Source organism: Bacillus mycoides, from assembly GCF_000832605.1.
Taxonomy (GTDB): Bacteria; Bacillota; Bacilli; order Bacillales; family Bacillaceae_G; genus Bacillus_A; species Bacillus_A mycoides.
Window position 1 is genome coordinate 3682270 of the sequence record NZ_CP009692.1, and the last position, 23545, is coordinate 3705814.

At 34.2% G+C, this 23545-nt stretch carries 16 protein-coding genes and 4 other annotated features (1 of these 20 cut by a window edge); of the genes, 5 read left to right on the top strand and 11 right to left on the bottom strand.

Annotation, left to right across the window (positions count from 1 at the left end; genetic code table 11):
- Positions 1-81: 81 nt before the first annotated feature.
- Positions 82-759: an HAD family hydrolase gene (locus tag BG05_RS20680; protein ID WP_033733929.1), complete on the bottom strand. Its 678-nt coding sequence runs from the start codon at positions 757-759 to the stop codon at positions 82-84.
- A gap of 191 nt (positions 760-950) precedes the next feature.
- Here BG05_RS20680 and BG05_RS20685 point away from each other — a divergent pair, with 191 nt between their 5' ends.
- Together BG05_RS20685 and BG05_RS20690 are read left to right on the top strand one after the other, a co-directional pair.
- Entirely contained in the window at positions 951-1748 is a 798-nt protein-coding gene (locus tag BG05_RS20685) for a lipid II flippase family protein (RefSeq protein WP_033733932.1), read from the top strand.
- A gap of 24 nt (positions 1749-1772) precedes the next feature.
- On the top strand, positions 1773-2348 hold the full coding sequence (locus BG05_RS20690) for a nucleotidyltransferase family protein (protein ID WP_003188947.1): 576 nt from the start codon (positions 1773-1775) through the stop codon (positions 2346-2348).
- A 39-nt stretch (positions 2349-2387) separates the two neighbouring features.
- Here the strand turns inward: BG05_RS20690 and BG05_RS20695 are convergent, their stop codons facing one another.
- The 3 genes from BG05_RS20695 to aspS form a co-directional block, all read right to left on the bottom strand.
- On the bottom strand, positions 2388-3302 hold the full coding sequence (locus tag BG05_RS20695) for an alpha/beta fold hydrolase (RefSeq protein WP_003188949.1): 915 nt from the start codon (positions 3300-3302) through the stop codon (positions 2388-2390).
- Between the two features lie 36 nt (positions 3303-3338).
- On the bottom strand, positions 3339-4679 hold the full coding sequence (locus BG05_RS20700) for a sodium-dependent transporter (RefSeq protein WP_003188951.1): 1341 nt from the start codon (positions 4677-4679) through the stop codon (positions 3339-3341).
- A 116-nt stretch (positions 4680-4795) separates the two neighbouring features.
- Positions 4796-5044 (bottom strand) — a binding site (T-box leader).
- A 168-nt stretch (positions 5045-5212) separates the two neighbouring features.
- The gene (aspS, locus tag BG05_RS20705) at positions 5213-6511 is read right to left on the bottom strand and encodes an aspartate--tRNA(Asn) ligase (protein ID WP_033733933.1); all 1299 of its coding nucleotides are present in this window, start codon (positions 6509-6511) and stop codon (positions 5213-5215) included.
- Between the two features lie 105 nt (positions 6512-6616).
- Positions 6617-6828, bottom strand: a binding site (T-box leader).
- Positions 6829-7079: 251 nt separating this feature from the next.
- Here aspS and BG05_RS20710 point away from each other — a divergent pair.
- Entirely contained in the window at positions 7080-7559 is a 480-nt protein-coding gene (locus BG05_RS20710; protein ID WP_003188955.1) for a hypothetical protein, read from the top strand.
- A 104-nt stretch (positions 7560-7663) separates the two neighbouring features.
- Here the strand turns inward: BG05_RS20710 and BG05_RS20715 are convergent, their stop codons facing one another.
- Entirely contained in the window at positions 7664-9175 is a 1512-nt protein-coding gene (locus BG05_RS20715; protein ID WP_002127175.1) for a M36 family metallopeptidase, read from the bottom strand.
- Positions 9176-9502: 327 nt separating this feature from the next.
- Here BG05_RS20715 and BG05_RS20720 point away from each other — a divergent pair, with 327 nt between their 5' ends.
- Positions 9503-10099, top strand: coding sequence for a TetR/AcrR family transcriptional regulator (locus BG05_RS20720; protein ID WP_033733934.1), 597 nt, complete (start codon positions 9503-9505; stop codon positions 10097-10099).
- Positions 10089-11174 carry a DUF418 domain-containing protein gene (locus tag BG05_RS20725; RefSeq protein ID WP_033733935.1) on the top strand — a complete coding sequence of 362 codons (1086 nt, stop codon included), beginning with the start codon at positions 10089-10091 and terminating at the stop codon, positions 11172-11174. The genes BG05_RS20720 and BG05_RS20725 overlap by 11 nt, the downstream gene beginning before the upstream one ends.
- Before the next feature lie 52 nt (positions 11175-11226).
- Here the strand turns inward: BG05_RS20725 and ileS are convergent, their stop codons facing one another.
- The 6 genes from ileS to argS form a co-directional block, all read right to left on the bottom strand.
- Positions 11227-14328 carry an isoleucine--tRNA ligase gene (gene ileS / locus BG05_RS20730; RefSeq protein ID WP_002127171.1) on the bottom strand — a complete coding sequence of 1034 codons (3102 nt, stop codon included), beginning with the start codon at positions 14326-14328 and terminating at the stop codon, positions 11227-11229.
- Between the two features lie 54 nt (positions 14329-14382).
- Positions 14383-14621, bottom strand: a binding site (T-box leader).
- Between the two features lie 98 nt (positions 14622-14719).
- A complete protein-coding gene (locus BG05_RS20735) occupies positions 14720-18922 on the bottom strand; it encodes a bacteriocin-processing peptidase family protein (protein ID WP_003188961.1) in 4203 nt (1400 codons plus the stop codon).
- 367 nt (positions 18923-19289) lie between these two features.
- A complete protein-coding gene (locus BG05_RS20740; RefSeq protein WP_002127169.1) occupies positions 19290-20084 on the bottom strand; it encodes an endonuclease/exonuclease/phosphatase family protein in 795 nt (264 codons plus the stop codon).
- Entirely contained in the window at positions 20078-20962 is an 885-nt protein-coding gene (locus BG05_RS20745; RefSeq protein WP_002127168.1) for a class I SAM-dependent methyltransferase, read from the bottom strand. The genes BG05_RS20740 and BG05_RS20745 overlap by 7 nt, the downstream gene beginning before the upstream one ends.
- Positions 20963-21307: 345 nt before the next feature.
- On the bottom strand, positions 21308-21649 hold the full coding sequence (locus BG05_RS30005) for a DUF2085 domain-containing protein (protein WP_002127167.1): 342 nt from the start codon (positions 21647-21649) through the stop codon (positions 21308-21310).
- Between the two features lie 134 nt (positions 21650-21783).
- Positions 21784-23472 carry an arginine--tRNA ligase gene (gene argS, locus BG05_RS20750; protein ID WP_003188971.1) on the bottom strand — a complete coding sequence of 563 codons (1689 nt, stop codon included), beginning with the start codon at positions 23470-23472 and terminating at the stop codon, positions 21784-21786.
- A gap of 45 nt (positions 23473-23517) precedes the next feature.
- Positions 23518-23545, bottom strand: a binding site (T-box leader); it runs 187 nt beyond the window's last position.

The following is a 23545-nucleotide window of genomic DNA, read 5'->3' on the forward strand; positions in this document are numbered from 1 at the left end:
TCTAATTATACATATTCGATTACATATGAAAAATCCCTTTAAACAAAAACGATTTCATCGTCATACGTTATAAAGGGATTGTTAGTCTCTATTTTTATTTTTTATTAAACCATTTTCTATACAAAAATGGTGTAGTTCTTCTATATCCTTCGCTATATGAGTCGCACTAACTTCAATCAACTCATTTTCACTACCATAGCCATATAAAACACCAATTGAAGCAATTCCATTATGATTTGCACCTATTATATCGTGCTTTCTATCTCCAATCATGACAACTTCCTCTTTATTAAGTCCTTCATTCTGTTGTAAAATATGAGCAATTATTTCTTCTTTTTTTATTCTCGTTCCATTTAAATTACTTCCAATGATATCTTCAAAATAATTCGTTAGTTGAAAATGCTCTATTACTTGTCTAGCAAAAATAGTAGGCTTTGAAGTAGCTATAAATAAACGATTTCCGGTATCTTTTAATTGTTTTAGGAGATTTGGAATACCCTCGTATACACTATTCTCCAACAACCCACGTTGCTTTAAATACTCCCTGAAATAAAAAACAGCTCGTTCAACTTCTCCTTCATTCATATTATATCTCTCTACGAATGATTGCTGAATAGGAGGACCAATAAATGAATCTAACTCACTTACATGTAATTCTTCAATTCCAACCTTTTCTAACGCGTACAAAACTGAATTTACAATCCCCTTTTTAGGATCCGTTACTGTTCCATCTAAATCAAATAAAAATGTTGTATACATATTTAATCCCCCACTCATCCTACTTTACATGTAATACTGAAGGTTTTTTACTACTCTACCTCTACTATACTATCATTATTTATTTTTCGAAAAATTACTTTTTCTATGTTACATAGTTTCAGTTACAAAATACGGATAGATATGATAAAGTGAAAAAGTTATACTTAATTTAATAGAAACTGGTGAATCACATGTCAATTACGTTAATTTTTATAATGGCTTTCACAATTGTCATCCACGCAGTCGAAACTAGTTCTTATAGTATTCGATTAGCTGGTGTTCGTTTAAAAAAGATTGTCGTTGCCTTATCTGTCGTAGGAATGGTATTACTTATTTCAAGAACTTCCAATTTACTACAAGCCTTTTTAATTGGCGGGATTGTCGATGAAGCAAAACGAGATGCTTCTATTAATTTAGAGCATACTATACGACTTGTACTATTATCTGCTTCCATCGGTACATTACTTGCGATTATTCTTTATCCAACTTTGACAAAACTATTTGGATATGTCATTCAAAACTTTGAAACAGATGGTTCTTTCATTCGAATGATGAAAACAAATAACATTCAAAAATTAAAGTACACAAAAAAATATGTGCGCTTTCCAAGATTTGAAATGATTCATAGATTGCGTATCGGTGGTATCCCAAAGCGTATTATGCTTATTAACATGTTTGCTACTGCAATTTATACAGCAGGTGTTCTTTCTGCCCTTTATGCTTCTTTTCTAAATCCAGATTACGCAACAAATGCAAGTACAGCTTCTGGCCTTGTGAATGGTTTTGCTACAATTTTATTAACAGTGTTACTCGATCCACGTATAGCACTTTTGACAGAACGTGCTTTACAATCAGAAAATGGCGCTGAATCTATGAGTAAAATGTATGGTTGGCTAATGATTTCTAGACTTCTCGGCACCTTATTAGCACAACTTTTATTTGTACCAGGTGCTCACTGGATTTTATGGATTATTGAGCTGATGCATTAATCTACTAGGAAGGTGTATTTATCGATGAATATAAAAACAGAGCAAGATTTAATTCACTTAATAGAAAATGACGAATGGATGATGAATGTATTACAATTGGCAAAATCACTAGAGCTACCTGATTGGTGGATTTGCGCTGGGTTTGTCCGTTCTAAAATTTGGGATACTTTACATAACTACGAAGTAAGAACGGCTACGCCAGATGTCGATGTCATTTATTATGATCCATTACATAAAGATGAGGTGTACGAACAATCATTAGAACAGAAACTAATGAATATGGATGCTACTATCCCTTGGTCAGTAAAAAATCAAACTCGCATGCATGTAGTGAATGGAATGCCGCCATACTCTTCTTCTGTTGATGCTATTTCTAAATTTCCTGAAACAGCAACCGCTCTTGGTGTTTCTTTGGACGAACAAAACAAAGTCCTATTAACATCCCCATGCGGAATAGAAGATGTACTTTCATTACAAGTGAAACCTACACCTCATTTTCTTGAAACGAAAGAACGAATACATATGTACAACAAAAGAGTTAATCAAAAGAAATGGCAAAGTAAATGGCCTAATATTACAATCACTTATCCAGAAATTTAAAATAGAGCGCTTCGCATTATACGAAGCGCTCTTTCTTTTTTAGTTCAAAAAATGAATGACTGTTTCAGCAAATCGATCAGCTTCCTCATAATGTGGTGTATGGCCACTCTCTTCGAATATGATATGCTTCCCATTTTGAGCATCTTTATTAAATGTTTCAATTTGTTTTTCACACGTTACTACATCATGTTTTCCTACAATTAATAACATTGGATTTTGTATATCTTTTATTTTAGATAATAATGACGTATGACATGCTCCCTCTGATTTTAATCTATCAAAATGGATTTTGGAGCGATTTGAAAATACTTCCCACTCTTCATCACTATATAAACTATCGTCTGTCTCATCTTTTTTATAATTGTAAATCTCCATTCTTTTTTCTTCTAATTCAGCACTTAATCTTATATAAGCTTCTAACAACTCTTCTGAACTAGCATTATTAGATGAATAAGCAAAGCAGTCTTCTGCCACTAATTCTTTTCCATACTTTTTTAATAAAGTTCCTGTCTTTTGTAGTAAGGCCCTACTTGTTAATGCAAAATCGAAAGTCGGACCTTCAAATATTATTTTCTCTATTGAATTTGGATACATCGACGCATATAACAACGCTAAATATCCACCGAAAGAATGTCCAATTACAGACCATTTCTCAATTTGTAATACTTTTCTTAGTTCTTCACAGTCTTCAATTAAATCACATAGTCCAAAAGTTTCTTCTTCGGTAATTACTTCTGACCGACAAACACCTCTTTGATCTATCATAATTACATATAAGGAATCTTTTAATCGTTCCGCTTGATGAAATGAAAAATCATAACAGCTTTCACCTGGACCACCGTGTAAAAATAATACTGGTTTATTTTTAGGACTTCCATGTGTTTCAACGTATAGCTTTTTCCCTCTAATGTTCATATATTTCCCAACTTCAATCAAATTCGTTTTTATGATCATCACCTTCTTTTTTACCGAATATTATAACATTTAATATTAAATAATCCCTATTACATTTAAAAAGACAATAATTATTGCAAGTGGTGCTACAAACCGAAGTAAAAATGCCCAGCAAGTAAATACTTTCTTTCCGTAATTTCCACCTACAAAAAATTCAGCTTCTAGCACTTTCTTTTCCATCTTGAATGATACGAAAATACTAATGAATAGCGCTCCAAGCGGCATTAATATATTACTAGATAAGAAGTCTACTGCATCAAAAATATTCTTCCCAAAAATCGTAATATCACTCCATACTCCAAATGATAAGGCCGATGGTATACCTACTAGGAAAATGCAGAAACCGATGATCCATGAAAGTTTAGCTCTTCTTTCTTGTTCACCATTTGCTAATGCTGAAACAACCGTCTCTAGTAGAGAAAATGCCGAGGTTAATGTGGCAAATGTAAATAGCGCAAGAAATACAGTTAAGAACAATCCTCCGAATGGAATTTGACTAAATACAGATGGTAATACGATAAATAGTAAGCCTGGCCCTTCTGTCGGCTCCATGCCTAACGAAAATACTGCTGGGAAAATAGCAAGACCCGCAAATAAAGAAACAAATAAATTTAACCCAACAATCGTAACTGCTGATTTTGGTAAACTTTCTTTTTTATTTAAATACGAGCTATACGTAACCATAATCGAAATCCCTATGCTAATCGCAAAGAATGATTGGCCCATTGCGAATAAAATACTTTCTGAAGTAATCTTCGAGAAATCTGGTTGTAAGAAAAACTTCACACCTTGCATTGCATTATCCAGTGTTAATGAACGAATAATAAGGGCGACAAATAAAACGAACAATGCTGGTAGCATATATTTACTTGCTTTTTCAATTCCGTTTTGTACACCTTTTGATACAACCCATATCGTAATGAACATAAAAGCGAAATGTCCAGTAATAGCCCAAACCGGATTTCCAATTGTTTCAGTAAATAACGAACCGTAATTTTGTCCCGGAGTAATAAGTTGTCCAGTTACTCCTCTGAATAAATAAATTAGTACCCAGCCACCTACAACACTATAAAATGAAAGTAATATAAAACAAGTCCCAACCCCAAGACGCCCAATCCAGTGCCATCCTGTATTTGGTGCGATACTTTTAAATGCTCCAACTGCTTGTTTCTGTGTACTGCGTCCAATCATAAATTCAGCTATAAGTAGCGGTAGTCCAATTAATACAGTAAATAATATAAAAATTAAAAAGAATGCTCCTCCCCCGCTCTTCCCAGCGATATAAGGAAATTTCCATATTGCGCCAAGTCCAATTGCTGATCCTGCTGCTGCCATTATAAAACCTAATTTCGAAGTCCATTGCTCCGTCTGTTTCATCCTATTTTCCTCCTGTTAAAATCATTTTATATTAATAAATAAATATTATTGATCAATCTGAATAAAACCTCCATTTCTTTTTCTATAAAATAAAAAAATGGCCCAACGTCTCTATATAAAGAGACGCTAAGCCATTTACTTAACGCGGTACCACCCTTATTGATTCCATTATGAATCCACCTTAGTAGTAATCGTTTGATTACAAACCTAATATCGAAGGTTAACCGTTAAGATTTACTAAGAATGTGATTCCGTTCCACCTTACTGCTCCTAGGCGAGTTCAGGATGTCATTTGACTATGTCGCACCAACCCATAGCTCTCTGCACAAATACATGACCTTACTACTCCTATTCAACACATTTTAATATTTAGAATATATTTTCTTTTGAAATTAATATGAAGTATATCGGTTATATTTATAACTGTCAAGGGATATATTATTTTTTTGTCGAAAAGGATTTTTATAAACTTTCAATGTAAAAATGAAAGAACAGTAAAAAAGCATCTTCGCGATAATCGCGAAGATGCTTTTTTATGGTATAAGACGTGTACAATCTCTCGGAAAAGCACTCGCCTCTCGGACATTTGTTAACTCTAAAAGTTTATATACAACCCTTTCTAATCCTATCCCAAAACCACCATGTGGTGGACAACCGTATCGGAATGTATTTAAATAAGATTGAAATTTCTCTGGATGTAATCCTTTTTCTTTAAAAGAAGCAAGTAACATATCATAGTTATGAATTCGCTGTGCACCTGATGTAATTTCTAATCCTTTATATAATAAATCGAATGAATCAGTAATAGTTGGATTTTCTTTATTCGGTATCGTATACATCGGTCTCGCTTCTTTCGGATAATGTGTAATGAATACAAATTCACTATTATATGTTTCTTTCACATATTTCCCTAGTAACTTTTCACCTTCTGTATCTAAATCCCCTTCAGGAGATTCTTTCCGATACTTCATTTTCAAAATTTCTTGCGCTTCTGCCAATGTGATTTTAGGAATTTCTGTAATGACAGGTACTTCTATTTGTAGTAGTTGTAATTCTTTTTCACAGTTTTTTGCTACTTGTTGAAACATATATCGTAAAACATCCGTTTCTAATTGCATTACTTCATGAAAATCATGAATAAATCCAAGTTCTACATCTAACGATATATATTCATTTAAATGTCTTGAAGAGTTATGATGTTCAGCCCGGTACACAGGAGCAATTTCAAAAACACGTTCGAGTCCTCCGGCTACCATCATTTGTTTATAAAACTGTGGTGATTGAGCTAAATACGCTTCTTTTTGGAAATATGGAAGCTTAAAAACATTCGCTCCTCCTTCTGCCCCTTGCGAGACAATTTTCGGAGTAAATATACGTGTGAAATCGTTCTCTATTAGGAATTCACTAAAACTTTGAACGAGTGTAGATTTCACTTTAAAAACCGCCGCGATTCGCTCATGCCTTAATGATAATACCCGCTCATTCAACAGTTGATCTAAGCCAACTTGTAGCTTCTTTTTATTTATCTCAAATGGAAGTGGCTCTGCACCATTTAATACTTTCACTTCACGCGCAAGTACTTCAACACCTAATTCTGTTTTCGGTGTCTCTACTATTTCTCCAATTATTTGGACCACACTTTCAACATCAACTTTGTATCCGGCTAACTCGTTTTCTAATACACATTGAATAACTCCCGTTCGGTCCCTTAATAATAAAAAACTAACATTCCCTAGATGACGAATCTTTTTTACCCATCCTTGTAGTAATACAACCTTCCCGCCATGTTCCGTACATTCTCGTGTGAGTGAACGCTTCATTATTTGATCCATTACATTTCCCTCCAATAGTTTTATTTTTATTTACATTATTGTTGTCATCGTCATCATCCACGGTCACTCACCTCCTTTCAAAGAATACAAAAATCCGCCCCTATAAATAGGGACGGATTTTTCCGCGGTACCACCCAAATTGTCATAATGACCATCTTAGCCCTGATAACGGTAGGTACCGTTTGCTTTTACTAATTATCACGTTCAAAGCAACACTCACAGGTGTCTTTCCATCATGCGGTATCGCAATCTTCCCAGCAATCGATTGCTCTCTGTAGACCCTTGCATCATGTACTTTTCCTAATCATCACTTTTTATATTTACAGAGTATTCTATCTTTTTATTTTATAAAACGCAAGCCTTTTTAGAAAAATATTGCGATTTCTCACTAAACAGACCCCTTCTAAAGGTATGTAATATGAACATTGAACTCTATACAATTATCATTTGACAGCTTAGAAATGTTTTATCCTTCTCAAATTCTTTCAATTGAATTTTCCCCATTTTATTACATGTTTTACGCATTTCCCACGCATATTATTATTAAAGTTTTATCGGAGGTGTACATATGAAAAAAACAATTAGTTTCTTTCTCCTATTATTATGCTTAGTTGTAGTTAATGAAGCATATGCCTATTCACCAAAATCTTTACCAATCTCTCAAAATTCTGATCAATGGCAAGTAAATATTGATGAAGTAAAAAGAACGAGTGAAAAATTGTTACAACCAAAAAAAGGTGTATTTCAAACATATCATTTCTCTGTAAAAAATCTTGGGAAAAGTGAAGTGTATAATGTACAAGTTGAAGTTTTTCGGAATGAACCAAATACGAAAACAAAATATGAACTCTTTTCCCTAAAAGAAAGTCGTCTAGCGGGCGGTAAAACTGGATTTGAACACGCTAATTTTCCAGTTTCTACAAAAGCGGATAAGGTTGACGTGATCATTACGTGGCAAGAACATCCTTTCCGCTCCATGAGAAACGGTCAAAAAGTTGAATCTAGAAAATTTAAAGAGCATTTTGTTTTTAAAGAACCAGTAAAGTGAACTTATCGGTATATGTACATTATTACCGCTACCAATAAATTTTCTAGTACCAGTTCTTAAGCAAATAAAAAAGTCGTGGCTTATAAAAGCCACGACTTTTTATATTAATTCGTACTAATCCCTCTCGCTGCCCAAATGCGATCAATTTCAGTCGCGTGTTGTCCGCCGTATAAAAGAGCATCCGCTTGCTTAATTGCTTTCGCTCCATCACGGAATTTCGCATTTGGCGTTAATGACCAATGTGATTGTAAAATAATTTTTGTTGCTACATCACGTCCAAAAGATTGCGCCATTTCGTATTGACCTTGAGCCCAAATTTCCCCATCATTATGCACTTCATTCGTTATATCTTTCGGGTATACTTTATTCGTATCTAATCGGCGTAAGCACGTCGGATCTGAACTAGAATAAGCAGCCGCATCCCATTCTCCAATGCATGCTTTCCCGTATCCTGTTGTCGAAACTGCATCTTCATAAGTAGCACCTAAGAAATCTCCAAATCCTTCTCCCATCGCTCCACCTTCTGGTGAACTTCCGAAGCCTGGCACTTGATTATCTTGAATAGAATGACCATATTCATGCGCAATAATGCCAGCATCTTCTGCATCATCTACTCCGCCAGTACCGAAAGTTAAAGCTTTCGTTGATGGAGAATAGAATGAATTATCATCAGTTGTACCATTTACATTCACTTTAATCGAACGTTTATTAATATTTTGAAAGCCTAATCCTTGAATGTAACGCTGTAATGTATCAATATGATAATATGACATAACATCTTCAAAACTATCATTTGCACGTGTATAGTTAAATTGTAAGTTTGTAGATTTCGTCTTCGCTTTTGAAGAAATCGTAACATACTCACCAATTAAAAATCCTGTACCATCTAAACCTTTTAACGTAACAGTTTTCAATTGATTCGTTAATGCTGTTGAATCTGCATCATTATTATCTTTTAACCCTGCTAAACTTCCACTAGATACGACAGGGTTAGGTAAAAATACTTTTCCTGTTCCTTCTGCTTTTCGGTTTATATCAACTTTTTTAATTAACTTTCCATTTTCCGCATCAATGAATGTTTCCCATGCACCGAATGGATTATTAGAATGGACTACCACTTTATATACAGGAATAGCGACTCCCTCTTCAACAATATATCCGAATTCTTTTTCTGTAGGAGCCCATAAGTTTTGCTCACTTTCTCCTCCAACATACGCCATCGATTTTTGTTCTGCATCTTTTTCACTAATTTTTTTCGTAACTTCCTTCACACCTGTAACAGGCTGATAATCAGAAACCGCAAGTAAGCCTTTTCCCTCTCCGTTAAGAGTAACTGTAATTTGTTTTGAAAATACAGGCGCACCATTGACCACTTGTTGGAACCTAACATATGAAGCTACTGATGTTTCTGTTGTAGAAATATATTGCAAGTCTGAAAGGTCTGCCTTCAATCCATATTCCGTAGCATGTCCTTTTAAATATTCAATTGCTTTTTTCTGTGGTGAATAAGCTTCTAGCTTTACTTGCTGTTGTTTTTCCAATGCCGAAACCGTAGAAATCGTCCCCATTACTAATGGCACAGTCATTGCCATTGCCACCATTTTTTTGTTTAACATAAAACCACTCCCCCTAATAAATTGAATCCTTTACCCCATTCCTATAAAGCTATTACTGTCCACAAGTAACGAGATAAATTGAATCTACGAGTAATTCTATACGAGCAATTCTATTACCTTCACATTTATGGTGAATGAAATTTTCTCAATAATTATGTATAAAATGAGCACAATACTTTAGAAATATATTTATTTCCCACTTCGATTAACTATATTTCACCAAAATAATGTATTGAAAAATAGGTTATTTTTTACCTAACGGTAGGTTGAAAAAGACCTTAATGAATGATACACTTTAATTAACCTTTTTTATTGGGAGGATTTATTATGAGTAAAAGTGAAGAAACACTCTCTTCCATAGTCGAAGCAAGTTATCGACTATTTGCCGGTCACGGCATTGCCAAAACGACCTATACAATGATTGCTGAAGAAGTTGGTATTGCCAAGCCATCTATTTATTATTACTTTAAATCTAAAGATGCATTAATTGAAAGTATTTTTAATGAATTATGTGCAGCGATGCAGTTCTCCTCATTCTTTCATACAGAAGAATTTACGAAAGAGAATTTCATTGAGAAATGTGTTGAAATTGGCTTTAAAATGATAGACGAACAACAGAAAGATCCTTATTTTAATCGTGTATTACAAGAATATGTATTACTATCTTCAAGAAACGATATGTACAAAGATCGATTACTAACTGTACAAACAGAATATTTAAACGGATTTGAATCACTCCTAACAAAAGCAAATGAACTTCAACTCATTCAAAATAAAAATCTAGTTTCAAAAGCTCATATATTGGCATTAGTACTTGATAATATCGGAAACTTCATGATGTTTGATGTAAATATGAATTATAAACAAATATGGATTGAAGCTGTCCACAGCATATTCGAAAGAAGTGATTCGTATGAAAACTAAAAAACGAATTTTCGGCTTAGATTTTGCTAGAGCGTGGGCAATGTTTGGAATGTTACTAGTTAATTTCATGGTGATAACAGGGGCGGAAGGAAATGGGCCTCCTCTGTTAAAAACCTTTATGACGCTTTTTGAAGGTAGAGCTTCTGCCTTGTTTGTTATACTTGCTGGGATTGGCATAACTTTAATGACTAAATCATCTGTTGCTAGCCAAGAGAAAATAAAAATCAATACCAGCCGAATATTGATTTGGAAACGATCACTATTCTTATTTATTTTAGGATTATTATTGTATGTAATGGAATGGACGGGTGATATTTTACACTACTACGGCGTTTACCTTTTCATCGCTGCATTACTAATTACTGTACGAAGAACTATACTAATATGGCTTTCTATCATTATTTTAATTGCTGCACAATATCTCCAACTTACTTTCAACGCCTTCGAAGGATGGGGAGGCACAATCCCATTTATAAACTATATAGACTTTTGGACCTTAACAGGTTTTCTTCGCAACTTATTTTTTAATGGCTATCACCCTATTTTCCCATGGTTTTCTTTCTTCTTAATCGGTATGATAATTGGCAGGTTAGATCTTCATAATAGGAAAATTAGACATTGGTTGTTCTTACTGGGTTTAACAGTAACCGTAATTATAGAGCTATTATCAAAAGGGTTAACACACCTTTTTATCCCATACATTGGTGAAGCAGCCTCTACATTTTTGTTTAACACAGGACCCATTTTACCCAATATATTATACGTCGCATCCGCTACAGGATCTGCTATTGCTATATTAATAATTTGCCTCTACATTGCTGAAAAATATGAAAATAATTGGTTTGTTACTTCCATTATACAAACAGGACAATTAACATTAACGCATTATGTAAGTCATGTATTTATCGGTATTGGCGCATTGATTGTATTAAATCGTATGGAACATCAAACACTACTTTTCGTTTTATTATTTGCTACTGCATTTTTCATTTTCAGTATTTTATTTAGCGTATTATGGCGAAGGAGCTTTTCTAGAGGACCTATCGAATGGGTTATGCGGAAAATAACTGATTAATTTATCTTCATACAAAAAAGGAAGTTGGAATGATTCCAACTTCCTTTTTTCTTTAATTAGCCGCGTTTAATTTAATTCGGATCTTTGTCTCACCTAAAGAAAGTTCATCGTCCTCATTCGTTAAGTGACCAAATGTAAATTGCTTGACGAGTAAGTTTTCTTCCAATAAATCTTTATGATTCGTTAACGTTTGCTGTAGTTCTTCTTCTGTATCAAGAATTACATCCACTCGTAAATTAACTGGTAAATTCAACTGCTTACGATATTCTTGAACTGCACGAATAAATTCACGTGCTACTCCTTCTTGTAACAATTCTTCCGTTACATTCGTATCTAACATTACCGTATATTGACCGTTAGTCGTATTTGAAAATCCTGATTTTGCAACTTTCTCTACTAATACATCTTCAGCTGTTACAACTACTTCTTCTCCTGGTGCTACTTCGTAAACTGCTCTTTCTGTAGATACAAAGTGTTGTACTTCTTCTTTTGATAATTGTTTTAGCCAGCCATTTACTGCATTCACACTTTTACCAAACTTCGGCCCAGCCGTTTTAAAATTCAGCTTTAATTGATAGGACGTGTATTTCGTTTCATCGAGTTCAACATGGAACGCTTTTACATTTAGCTCATCCATGATGATATCACGATAAGATTCCCAATCCATATCATTTTCATTATGCGCTAGTAATACAAGTTCTGCTAACGGCTGTTTTACTTTTAATGAATGTTGATTACGATTACTTCTTCCAAGTTCAACAACTTGTAAAACAGCATCCATTTCTGCTTCTAACTCAGGCTGGATAAGTGATTCGTTTACAACCGGATAATCTGCTAAATGAACGCTGCTTCCTTCTAAATTCAGATGAATATCCTCAGCTACAAACGGTGTAAATGGTGCGATTAATTTACTAATTGTTACAAGCACTTCATGAAGCGTTTCATACGCAGCTGCTTTTTCAGGATTCATACCAGATTCCCAGAAACGATTACGTGATCGTCTTACGTACCAGTTACTCACTTCATCTACAAGCGCTGCGATTTCACGAGCTGCATTCGTAAATTGATAATCATCAAGTGCTGTTCTCACTTTTTTCGTTGTGCTATGCAATCTTGATAATACCCATTCATCTAATTTCGTACGTTTAACTTCATACTTTTCTTCCGGATTATACTCATCTAAATTTGCATATAAAACGTAGAAGCTATATACATTGACTAACGTATCTACAAATTTAGATTTTGCTTCCAGTACTGTTCTTTCAGAAAAACGCTTTGCATTCCACGGAGCACTGTCAACAAGTAGAGCCCATCTTAAAGCATCTGCACCAAACTGATTTACTAAATCAACTGGATCTAGTGCATTTCCTTTACTTTTAGACATTTTCTGTCCTTCCTCGTCTAGAACATGCCCTAGTGATAACACTCGTTTATAAGGTACTTTTCCTGTATATAGTGCTGATACTGCTAATAAACTATAAAACCAGCCGCGTGTTTGATCAATTCCCTCTGCAATTACATCTGCTGGAAACTGTTCTTCAAATAACTCTTTATTTTCAAATGGATAATGATATTGTGCAAACGGCATGGAACCACTATCAAACCAAACATCGATTACTTCTGGTGTACGATTCATTGTACTTCCGCATTTTTCGCAGCAAACTTGCACTTCATCTACATACGGCTTATGCAATTCTAAATCTTCAGGTGTTTCTTTCGTACTATGCTTTCTTAATTCGGCGATGCTTTTCGGTGAGAATTGATGATCGCAGCTTTCACATTCCCATACGTTTAACGGTGTTCCCCAATATCTATTCCGGCTAATATTCCAGTCCACCATGTTTTCTAAAAACTTACCAAACCGTCCATGCTTCATATGGTCTGGATACCACTTAACAGAATCATTATTTCGTAAAAATGTTTCTTTAATCTCAGTTGTTCGGATTAACCAGCTTTCTCCTGCATAATAAAGTAATGGTGAATCACAGCGCCAGCAATGCGGATAGCTATGTTCATATTTTTCTTTATGATATAGCAAACCTTCTTTAGCTAAATAACGAACGATATCAACGTCACATTCTTTTACAAACTTACCTTTAAGAAATGGTACTGCATCCGTATACTCACCTTTCTCATCTACAACATGTAAGAACGACAATCCTTCACTTTGAACGACTTTATAATCGTCCTCCCCATATGCTGGAGCGATATGAACGAGTCCTGTACCACTATCTGCAGTTACAAAATCTGCTGCAATTACGTGGTACCCATTTGTAACTTCCTTCATCGGAAACGGTGCTGTATAAGATGTGTTTACTAATTCTTCGCCTTTATGAACGGATAATACTTCATAGTTTTCTTTTAGTACTTCTTGTACACGCTCTTTCGCAACAATGTATACATACCCTTCTTGTTTCGCTTTAACGTATTCCATATTTGGATGTACGGCAAGTGCAACATTCGCTGGAAGTGTCCACGGCGTTGTCGTCCATCCAAGGAAATATTCATTTTCACTATCTTTTACTTTAAACTTAACCGTTGCGCTTAAATCTTTCACTGTTTTATATCCTTGTGCAACTTCATGTGAACTAAGCGATGTTTGACAGCTTGGACAGTACGGTGAAACTCTATGCCCTTTATATAACAAGCCTTTTTCATGAATCGTCCCTAAAATATTCCATACACTTTCGATATATGGATTCTCTAGAGTAACGTATGGATCATCCATATCTACCCAATATCCAATGCTCTCCGTAAATTCACGCCACTGCTTCTCATATGTGAATACACTCTCTTTACACTTTTGAATAAATGGCTCAATGCCGTACTCTTCAATCTCATGCTTACCTGAAATACCAAGTTGTTTTTCAACGCCTAATTCTACAGGTAATCCATGTGTATCCCAGCCAGCTTTTCTTAACACTTTATATCCAGCCATCGTTTTATATCTTGCTACTAAATCTTTAATTGCCCGACCAAGTGCATGGCCGACGTGTGGTAAACCGTTCGCCGTTGGTGGTCCTTCATAAAACACAAACGATTGTGCGCCTTCTCTATTCTGAATTGATTGTTCAAAAATGCCCTGTTCGTTCCACTGCTTACGAATACGTGTTTCTCTCCCTACAGCTGACTCTTTTACATCTACTTTCTTCATGTACAATCACTCCTTTGAATGTTTTAAAAGCACACAAAAAACCCGCCCCTATGAAGTAGGGACGGGTTTACCCGCGTTACCACCCTAATTCTATTAGCTTTTCACTAATAGCACTTAGCAACGTACTAATATACGCGTTCTTTGTAACGGTAGACATCCGTCCGAGCTTACTTTATTCAGCCACGGCTCCTCGGAGATGATTTTCAAATAACGTCTGCACACCGGCTTTCAGCAATACACCGGCTCTCTGGAGAACAGCTCACTATTTTACTCTTTCTCGTCTTCAGATTTGTATACTTTATTAAAAGTTATTTTATGCCATTAAACAATTAATTGTCAACTAATTCGAAATATATTTTTATTTATACCCTTTTTCTCTATTCTTATACAATCACTTTTCAAATTCTCGCAATCCTGCTAAAACTTCATCTTCCTCTGCAAGTTCAGCGAAAAATCCTGTTTCATCTTCACGAAGCACAATTTCAAGTTCATCTCTTGCCTCTTCATTTCTGTTTAATGATGTTAAATAACAAGCATGATCGTATCTTGCTAGCAAGTCAGTAGCATCAATTGCTAATATTTCACTTGTTATTTTTTCTGCCTTTGTCGTTTGCCCAGCTCTATGATACGAAGATGCTAAAGCAAGAAGAATTGCTGTTTCATTTGGATGATGTACAGAAGCGTCTTCTAATAACTGAATCGAGTCCTCAATTCTCTCTTGACTTTGATATATTTCTGCTAAAGCAAGGAATCCTCTACTTACAAATGGCGTTTTCTCAATTAATTGCAAGTGTATTTTTTCGGCTTTTCTTTCTTCGCCTAGCTTACATAATACATTCGCTTGTAGAAGAAGTGTATCATAATCATCCGGTAGCTCGCGAACCATTTGTTTCGTTAATTCAAAAGCATCTCGTAACATATCTTCTTCTTCACACTCAATGAAAAGATTTACAAGTTGCTTCGCTACATCATAATCCCACTTATTTTCTAACGATGTTTGTAAAACCTCTATAGCTTCTTCATTCATCGCCGCATTCTCATAAAATATTGCGAAACGCTGCGCTGCCATACTATTTTTCGGATTTAACTTTAAGGAGATTTCAAATAAATCGATAACAACTGTAATCATTGAAATTTCCTTCGCACGATTTTTCATGCGATAAAATGCTCTTGTAAATATAGATTTTTTCGGTTGCTCATTTTGCTGTCTTTCTACTAATCTTTCGGCAACCGCAGTAGCTGCATACATAAACGCTGTACTTCTTTCTGCTTTTTTCACCTTTAGCGTATGAAGTACGTCTCGTATCTGGGATAATTTTTTATGTTGTTCCATTGCTTTTACGTACACACCAAAAATACGTTCACTTTCCAAATCTTTATGCATTACTTTCAGCGCAACTTCGATTGCTTCTGCACTCTGCTTTTTAACTAGCAATTTCGCATAATGATATAGTACTTCCACATGCGCTTCATCTATTTTCATTGCGCATTCGATATATTCTTTTTCTTTATCTATGTCATTCATCGCGCCAAACACGTATGCAATCGCATCTAAACGCCATGTTTCAGGAACTTCTTCCTCCAATTTTTCTAGTTCAACTAGCAATTCTTCCTGAAGATTCATTTCTACTGAAAGCTGCGCTAAATATTCCATATTTATATGCATTGGTTCTTCTTTCATCGCCTGGACCATATGCTTTTGTTCTTTGGAACGATTCTCTTCTTTTTCGTATATTTCAGCAAGCTGCAAATGTACACCTAAGAAGTTCTTATCCATTTCTAAACATGTTTCATACGCATGCTTTGCTTCTTGAAATTGCCCTAACGCCATGAATGTTTCACCGATACGGAAATACGGCAATGAATCTTGTTTTTTCTTAAGTGCATCATTATACCGTTTTATCGCCTGATCATACTGTCCAATAGATTCATATAAAACACCTGCGTAACAACCGTATTCAATTACATCCTCTTTTTCTTTTTCTAACGTTCTTAAAAACGCTATGCCTCGTTGCACAAAAGCTGTGTCTTTTATTCGATTTACATACTCATCCAACACGCTCGCTATATTAGCGTATACGCTTCGTATACCGTTCTCTAATTTAGAAAGTGCAAGTTTTAACTCTTTTTCATCCTCACCTAATGCCATTTCAGCATCCCATAACACCATACCAGCATTCATAAGGAAATCTTGATTGTCTTCAAATTGCTTATTAATACTGACAATATAGTTTTTTGCATCCTTATATTGTTCCTTTGCCATATAAACTTGAATTAAACCGAAATGAGAATATACATCTTCATTATTTTCTTTTAAAGAACGCTTATATATAGTTTCCGCTTCTTCAAGTTCATCATTTTGAAAATGAAAATCTCCTAAACGAACATATAAAGACGCCTGATCTTCACAATTTTGAATTCCTTGTAATAAAATTTCCTTCGTATTTTTCTCATCATCCAAATCCGATTCATAGATTTCCGAAAGCTTCGTATATAAATAGGCTGCTGTTTTATCTAATTGAATCGCCACTTTAAGTCCTTTTACCGCCAAATACACTTTCCCTAAATACTGAGCACATCTTGCACGTTCATACCATATGTGCGCTTCATATTTATATTCTTTTAATAAATCATTAAAGAATCCATATGCTTCTTCATATCGTTCTAAATCTATTAAAATTAAACCGTGATTTACAAGTGTAAACCTTTCTGGACTACGTTCTATAGCTGTTAGAGAATACTCTAGCCCCTTTTCGGATTGATCCATATACATGTATGATAATGCTAAGAAACTCCACGCAACTGGTTGATCTGCATCCAATTGTAATGATGAACGAAAACTAGCAATCGATTCTGCATAATTATCTTGCTCAAAAGAATAACGTCCATTTATAAAATGATACAACGCTTGATTGCTTTTCTTCTCCACACTTTGAAGCATCTGTCCTGCTTTTTCCATATCCTGCAGACGAATAAAACACTGTGCACTATGCAATTTCACAAAGTCAGAGCTCGGAAACTTTTTCATTAATTTTTCTATACAAAACTGAATAAAATCTTTATCTACTTCAGCATCTAAATGTTTAATCGTATATAACCAAGTGTTTGGGTTTTCACTTGTTTCTTTTAAAAATAGTACTAACTTTTCAATTCCCTCTTTATCTTGCTCACCTAAATGATCTGTAAGAGAAAAGATTGTTTTATAATAAGTGTGTTCTTTCTCATTTAAAAATGAAAGTTGTTCCATTCTATCTTTTGGTATAAACGTAATAGCTAAACAATCTGTATAACGATATTTTTCTTGCAACTTATCATATTCCACAAGAATCGGTTCCAAGAAATTCGGATCTTGAATATAAAAAGCTTGCAGTACATCGTCATAACCAGAAAGCACTTGTACATGGGAAGCGTGCTCAATATCTATACTTAATAAAACGGGAATACCTTGATTGAGTAATCTCTTATAATTTTCCTCATTCCCTTGAAAATAACGATATTCGTAACCTTGCTCTTCTATATATGTAACTGTATCTGAAAACTTAGAACCTGTTACATCAAAAATATGTTGTGCAATTTCATCTTGCGTACGTTTTTCTCCCCATACCCCTAACATCATTTCCAAACTTGTCGGAACGCAATAGTTATCCTTTTGTACAACCGGAACTATCGGTAAACGAACCTTTTTTCCATCAGGATTTTTTTCTATATGATGATATAGAGAATTTTTTAAACTCTTTTCACTTTTCAATAGTGCTTGCAAATCTTGAATATTATTCATTTTATAAAATGCTTCTGCACGTAAATGTATAAAATAAGTTGTATATGCATGATGCGGAAGCATATGATTGATTTTATCTATTACCGCTAACATTTCTTCATAGCGCTCTAAATCTAATAAATATTTTACTTTTTCAAAATAGAAATATGGTACTTGAGGGAACTTTGCAATCGCATCATTAATGAGTTGTAACGCTCGCTGCTGTTCACCTTTATATGCATATAATTGCGCCAATAAGTACGTAGCTAACTCTTCACAATCTTTATGCTGCTGACCGGATAAAAGTTGTTTCTCTGCCTTCTCCCACTCACCAGTCTGTATATATAAGTAACCCCATTTATCAAAAACTGCACGCGTACTATGCTTTTCCGCCTTTTGCATATAGGCATAGGCCTCTTCATTTCGCTTCATATCTAGCAAACATCTAACTAACGTAAAGTATGTTTTCGTTAAAACATCCGCATCAGTTTCCTCTTCATTTACCTTTTCCAAAGAATCTTTTAACAATTGTTCAGCATCAAGGATTTTACGCTCATCAATTAATTCATCACAATATAAAGAGAGCGTTCTCATATTTGGGAATTTTTTATAAGTATAACGAATTAAAAAGGAGCTATATTGATGCATCAAACCTTCATCAGCAAGACGAATTAATGTATCAAACTCCTTAGGTGACGAGACGTTAGAAAGCCAGTTCTTCACGTATGATAACTTATTCGTTTCTTTTATATGCGCAATTTCATTATTTATCTCATGTAATCCATCTAGGAATCTCTTTTCTTTCAAACAAATCTCTAATTGCTTAAAATCTAGCATGCATTCACCTCAAATTATTATTTATACTGCCATTTGCAAGCAGTATTCTAACCTACTTGCTTAGATTTTACACATCATATAGTATGCATTCAACTAAAACCTCATATAATGAACGATATTATTTAATATTATTCAAGTTTATAACTAAATATCTTAAAAACGATACTTTTTCTCGTTATTTTGTTTAATTTGATGAAATAACATATATTATTCGAAGATGGGTTTTATCTTCTTTTTTGAGGCTTCATTCAGTGGATGAAATTATATTAACGATTTCCTGAATATCTATTGTAACTTACAATAGATCAACGATTTGATAAGATATATCGATTTACCTAAAAAAATGACAATCATCCTATCTTTTATTTCACTTATCAAATTTTAAATCTATAAAAACACCGTAATGATCACTTGGAAATACGTGTGATGAAGTTAATGCTAAATCTCCAAATACAGATACATTTTCTATATTTAGAGATTCAAACGAATCCTTCTCTTGTATCAAAATCCAATCATATCGTTCTTCTTGCTTTTCATCCCCTATTAAATTTGTATTCTTTCCATAATCTAAAGTTGGCTGAGCAAGAATGTTATCTTGATTTTCTTTAAGCTGAGCCACGTCTATCCATTGATTACTTATTAAGTATTGATGCACCCCTGAATGTGGTTCATCATTAAAATCACCACATAATAATTCGTAGCCACTACCTCTGTTTTTAATCCAATTATTCACCGTATCCAATTGCTCTTTTCTTACCTTACTAGATTTCCAATTTAAATGAACATTCGTTATCCCGAGCTTATACTCTTTATATTTTAACATAATTCGAATGGCACAATAATTCGATTCCTCTATATCTGTTTCCCAAATAGCTTCTTCAGCTAAAATAGGAACTTTACTTAAAAAAGCTAGGCCTTCATCTGGAGAATCTGGATACTCTTTAAATACACAGACCGGATATCCAGATTGATCCGCTATATACTGCGCAACATTTTTCTTCAATTCATACTTAGCACAACTTCCCACTTCCTGTAGAGCAAGAATATGCGGGGAAATATTGCGAACCTCCTCACAAATGGCTTCTAATCTCTCAAACCAAAAACTCTCGTGATTCCATATATTGAAAGTAGCAATTCGAATTACATCACTACAATTTAACATTTTATTTCACCAAATGTAATTTTCATATTCGGAGCATAAACTAAAGATGCATGTATATGAAACACTTCAAAAAATCGTAGTTCTGCTTCATATTGAGCGAGCGCTTCAGCAAATGTTAATCCCCGACTCATTAAACGTTCTATAAATTGCTGTTTATCACCCGGATTGCCTGCAATCCCCTCTTCTTTTAGAGAATTATATAATCCTTGCTTATCATTTTGATTTAAATTAGAATCTAAAAAATTCACTTTATCACTTACTCTACATTCAATATTTTTAACACCCAATTCACTTAAATACATAGGTATTTTCATACCGATATTTCCATCTTTACCGTTTCTCTGTGTATCTCTTTCAAATAATCTCTGCAAAACACCTAGCTGGATAATTTCCGATTGATTCTCTCCATCTAATACGTATGAAGACATATTTGACATCCAATGTGGTTCAAAACAGATTATTTTACCACCTTGTTTAATTGAATGTATCATCTTCTCTAGCATCGTTTTTGGGGAACTCATATGTAATAAGAAAGCATGACTGACAGCTATATCATATTTATTTTTCAATTCAATTTCTGTCGCATCCCCCTCAATAAATTCTGTTTCATATGGGAGTGCACGAAACAACTCTCTCGCTTCAGCTATTAATGTTTCTCCCCTATCAATCCCTGTATACTTTGATCCAATTGGAAGTAAAGGCAACAAAATTAAACCTAAATAACCATATCCACAACCATAATCAACAATATGTATAGGATCAGTAATCTTCCAAACTGAATTGACTAAAAAACTTAAATAATCATCGTTATAATATAAATCTCTCGTATTTCTTAAATATGCTAGCTTACTATTCCAATCATACTCTTCCAGGTCCAACACCTCCTTTTATATACAAAACTAAAGTTCTCCATTTAATAGTCACATTCCTACACTTCTAATAAAAAAAGCTAGTATACCTTAAACGATACACTAACTTTCCCACTCACATAATTTAACAATTACAATCAGTATAATCAGTACAAGCTAATGTACTGCAATCACAGTTTCTATGTTCGTCATTTCTTTTTAGGTGAAAATAGAGTAACACAATAAATATTGTACAAATAACAAAAGCAATTACTGCTTCTATATTTCTTTCATGAATGAGAAAACTAATCCCGCTTCCTCCTGAAATAAGAATTAGAACTGAGTAAATTCAAAACATGTAAAGTTCTCCTTCCATTAATATATGCTTTTAGATGTTATCCATATAATGCTAGAGGCAATAAATAGCCCCATACCATTACCGCTTAATAAACCGGTCGTTACTCTTAGTAAATTTGTGCTGCTTCTCCATTTCCATTTTTGGGTGAATCCATCAATAAGTAACGGAATTTGAGCGGAAAATGATAGTATTATTGCAAGTAGAAACGAAGGTGTCATATAAAAATAAATTGGAAACATTAAAATACCGATAAGCATGCCTGTACAACGCGCACATAAAGGTATGTATTTTTGTAGTTTAAGGAAACTTCTTTCCGATCTTCTATGACAAGGAATTTGTAAAATAAAAGTTCGAATCAATATGAATCACCCTCTCTAAATAGATTTTAATTGATTTTGCAAAAAAATTATATATCCAATAAAAAATCAAACCAGGTTCATACTAGACCCGGTTTGTCAGTTTATTACTAAGTTCATAATAATTCTTTTCATATTTACATCTCCTCAGGTGCCCCTACCCCAAGTAAACGTAATCCCTCTTTTAATACAACCGTCACAGCGTAAGCTAATGCGAGTCTACTCTCTTTCTCTTCGTTCTCTTCTAATATACGAACATTTCCATAATATTTATTGAACGCTTGTGCTACATCTAATACGTATTTTGAAATAGTAGATGGCTCATTTTTGTTGAAGGCCGCTTCAATTACTTGCGGGAATTTATTAAGTAATTTTACGACACTCCAGCTATAATCATCTTTTAATGCAAACGTACAAGTTTCAAATTCTACACTTTCTTTTCTTAAAATTGAACAAGCACGCGCATGTGTGTACTGTACATATGGTCCTGTTTCTCCTTCAAATTTCAACATATTTTCTAATGAGAATTCGATATTATGCATACGCTCATTTTTTAAATCGTGGAAGATAACCGCTCCAACACCGACTTGTTTTGCCACGTCTTCTTTTTGTTTTAAATTCGGATTTTTCTCTTCAATATTTTGTTCCGCAAGCGCAACAGCTTCTTCTAACACTTCTTCTAATAAAATAATTCTGCCCTTACGTGTCGACATTTTCTTACCATCTTTTAATATGAACCCGAACGGTACATGTTCCATTCCATCAACCCAAGTATAGCCTAGCTTTTTTAATACAGTGAAAAATTGATTAAAATGTAAACTTTGTTCTGGTCCAACTACATAAAGTGCTTTATCAAATCCATATGTGTTTTGGCGATATAAAGCCGCCGTTAAATCACGTGTTGCGTAAATAGTTGCACCATCTGATTTTCTAATTAAGCATGGCGGCATACCTTCTTTTTCTAAATTAACGACTAATGCGCCTTCTGATTCTTCAAGTAAATCGTGCTCTTCTAAAATCCCAATAAAGTCTTCCATTTTATCGTTATAGAAAGCTTCTCCTTGAAAGTTTGTAAATTCCACACCGAGAAGTTCATAAATACGAGAAAATTCTTTTAAAGACTCATAACGGAACCAATTCCAAAGTTCGACTGCTTCTTCATTTCCTTCTTCTAGTTTTTTAAACCATGATCGTCCTTCTTCTTCTAGTTCTTTGTTCTCTTTTGCTTCTTCATGAAACTGAACATATAACTTAAATAACTCACGTATCGGATCCTCTTTAACTAACTCTTCATTTCCCCATTTTTTATATGCGGTAATTAACTTTCCAAACTGCGTGCCCCAATCGCCAATATAATTGATTCCGACAACTTCATACCCACATTTTTCGGCGATATGTTTCAGCGAATTACCAATCATTGTAGAACGTAAATGCCCCATTGAAAAAGGTTTCGCGATATTAGGAGAGGAATAATCGATAACTACCGTTTTTTCACATCCAAAGTGATTTTGACCGTACTCTTCTTTCTCCGCTAAAATTATTTTTAATACTTCATCACTTACTGTTTCACGATTAAAAAATACATTTACATAAGGACCAACAGCCTCTACTTTCGTAAAGAACGGATCATTTAATTTCTCCGCCAATTCCTTCGCTATAATAGCTGGTGATTTTTTATATTGCTTCGCTAGTGAAAAGCATGGGAACGCTGCATCTCCGAATTCATCTTGTTTTGGTGTTTCGATTAAATCTAAAATTTGATTTTGTGTTAATTCATTCGTAAAAATATTCGATAAACTTTTCGCAAACTGCGTTTTATAATTCATACTATAACCTCCTTATTTTTTAAAACACAAAAAACTCGTCTCTAAAAAAGAGACGAGTTTTAACCCGTGGTAC

What these genes read in the sequence shown, in the direction of transcription:
- BG05_RS20685 (WP_033733932.1), top strand. Translation starts at nt 951, where the DNA reads ATGTCAATTACGTTAATTTTTATAATGGCTTTCACAATTGTCATCCAC.
- BG05_RS20740 (WP_002127169.1), bottom strand. Translation starts at nt 20,084, where the DNA reads ATGTTAAATTGTAGTGATGTAATTCGAATTGCTACTTTCAATATATGG.
- BG05_RS20725 (WP_033733935.1), top strand. Translation starts at nt 10,089, where the DNA reads ATGAAAACTAAAAAACGAATTTTCGGCTTAGATTTTGCTAGAGCGTGG.
- ileS (WP_002127171.1), bottom strand. Translation starts at nt 14,328, where the DNA reads ATGAAGAAAGTAGATGTAAAAGAGTCAGCTGTAGGGAGAGAAACACGT.
- argS (WP_003188971.1), bottom strand. Translation starts at nt 23,472, where the DNA reads ATGAATTATAAAACGCAGTTTGCGAAAAGTTTATCGAATATTTTTACG.
- aspS (WP_033733933.1), bottom strand. Translation starts at nt 6,511, where the DNA reads ATGGATCAAATAATGAAGCGTTCACTCACACGAGAATGTACGGAACAT.
- BG05_RS20690 (WP_003188947.1), top strand. Translation starts at nt 1,773, where the DNA reads ATGAATATAAAAACAGAGCAAGATTTAATTCACTTAATAGAAAATGAC.
- BG05_RS20695 (WP_003188949.1), bottom strand. Translation starts at nt 3,302, where the DNA reads ATGATCATAAAAACGAATTTGATTGAAGTTGGGAAATATATGAACATT.
- BG05_RS20735 (WP_003188961.1), bottom strand. Translation starts at nt 18,922, where the DNA reads ATGCTAGATTTTAAGCAATTAGAGATTTGTTTGAAAGAAAAGAGATTC.
- BG05_RS20715 (WP_002127175.1), bottom strand. Translation starts at nt 9,175, where the DNA reads ATGTTAAACAAAAAAATGGTGGCAATGGCAATGACTGTGCCATTAGTA.
- BG05_RS20720 (WP_033733934.1), top strand. Translation starts at nt 9,503, where the DNA reads ATGAGTAAAAGTGAAGAAACACTCTCTTCCATAGTCGAAGCAAGTTAT.
- BG05_RS20680 (WP_033733929.1), bottom strand. Translation starts at nt 759, where the DNA reads ATGTATACAACATTTTTATTTGATTTAGATGGAACAGTAACGGATCCT.
- BG05_RS20710 (WP_003188955.1), top strand. Translation starts at nt 7,080, where the DNA reads ATGAAAAAAACAATTAGTTTCTTTCTCCTATTATTATGCTTAGTTGTA.
- BG05_RS20700 (WP_003188951.1), bottom strand. Translation starts at nt 4,679, where the DNA reads ATGAAACAGACGGAGCAATGGACTTCGAAATTAGGTTTTATAATGGCA.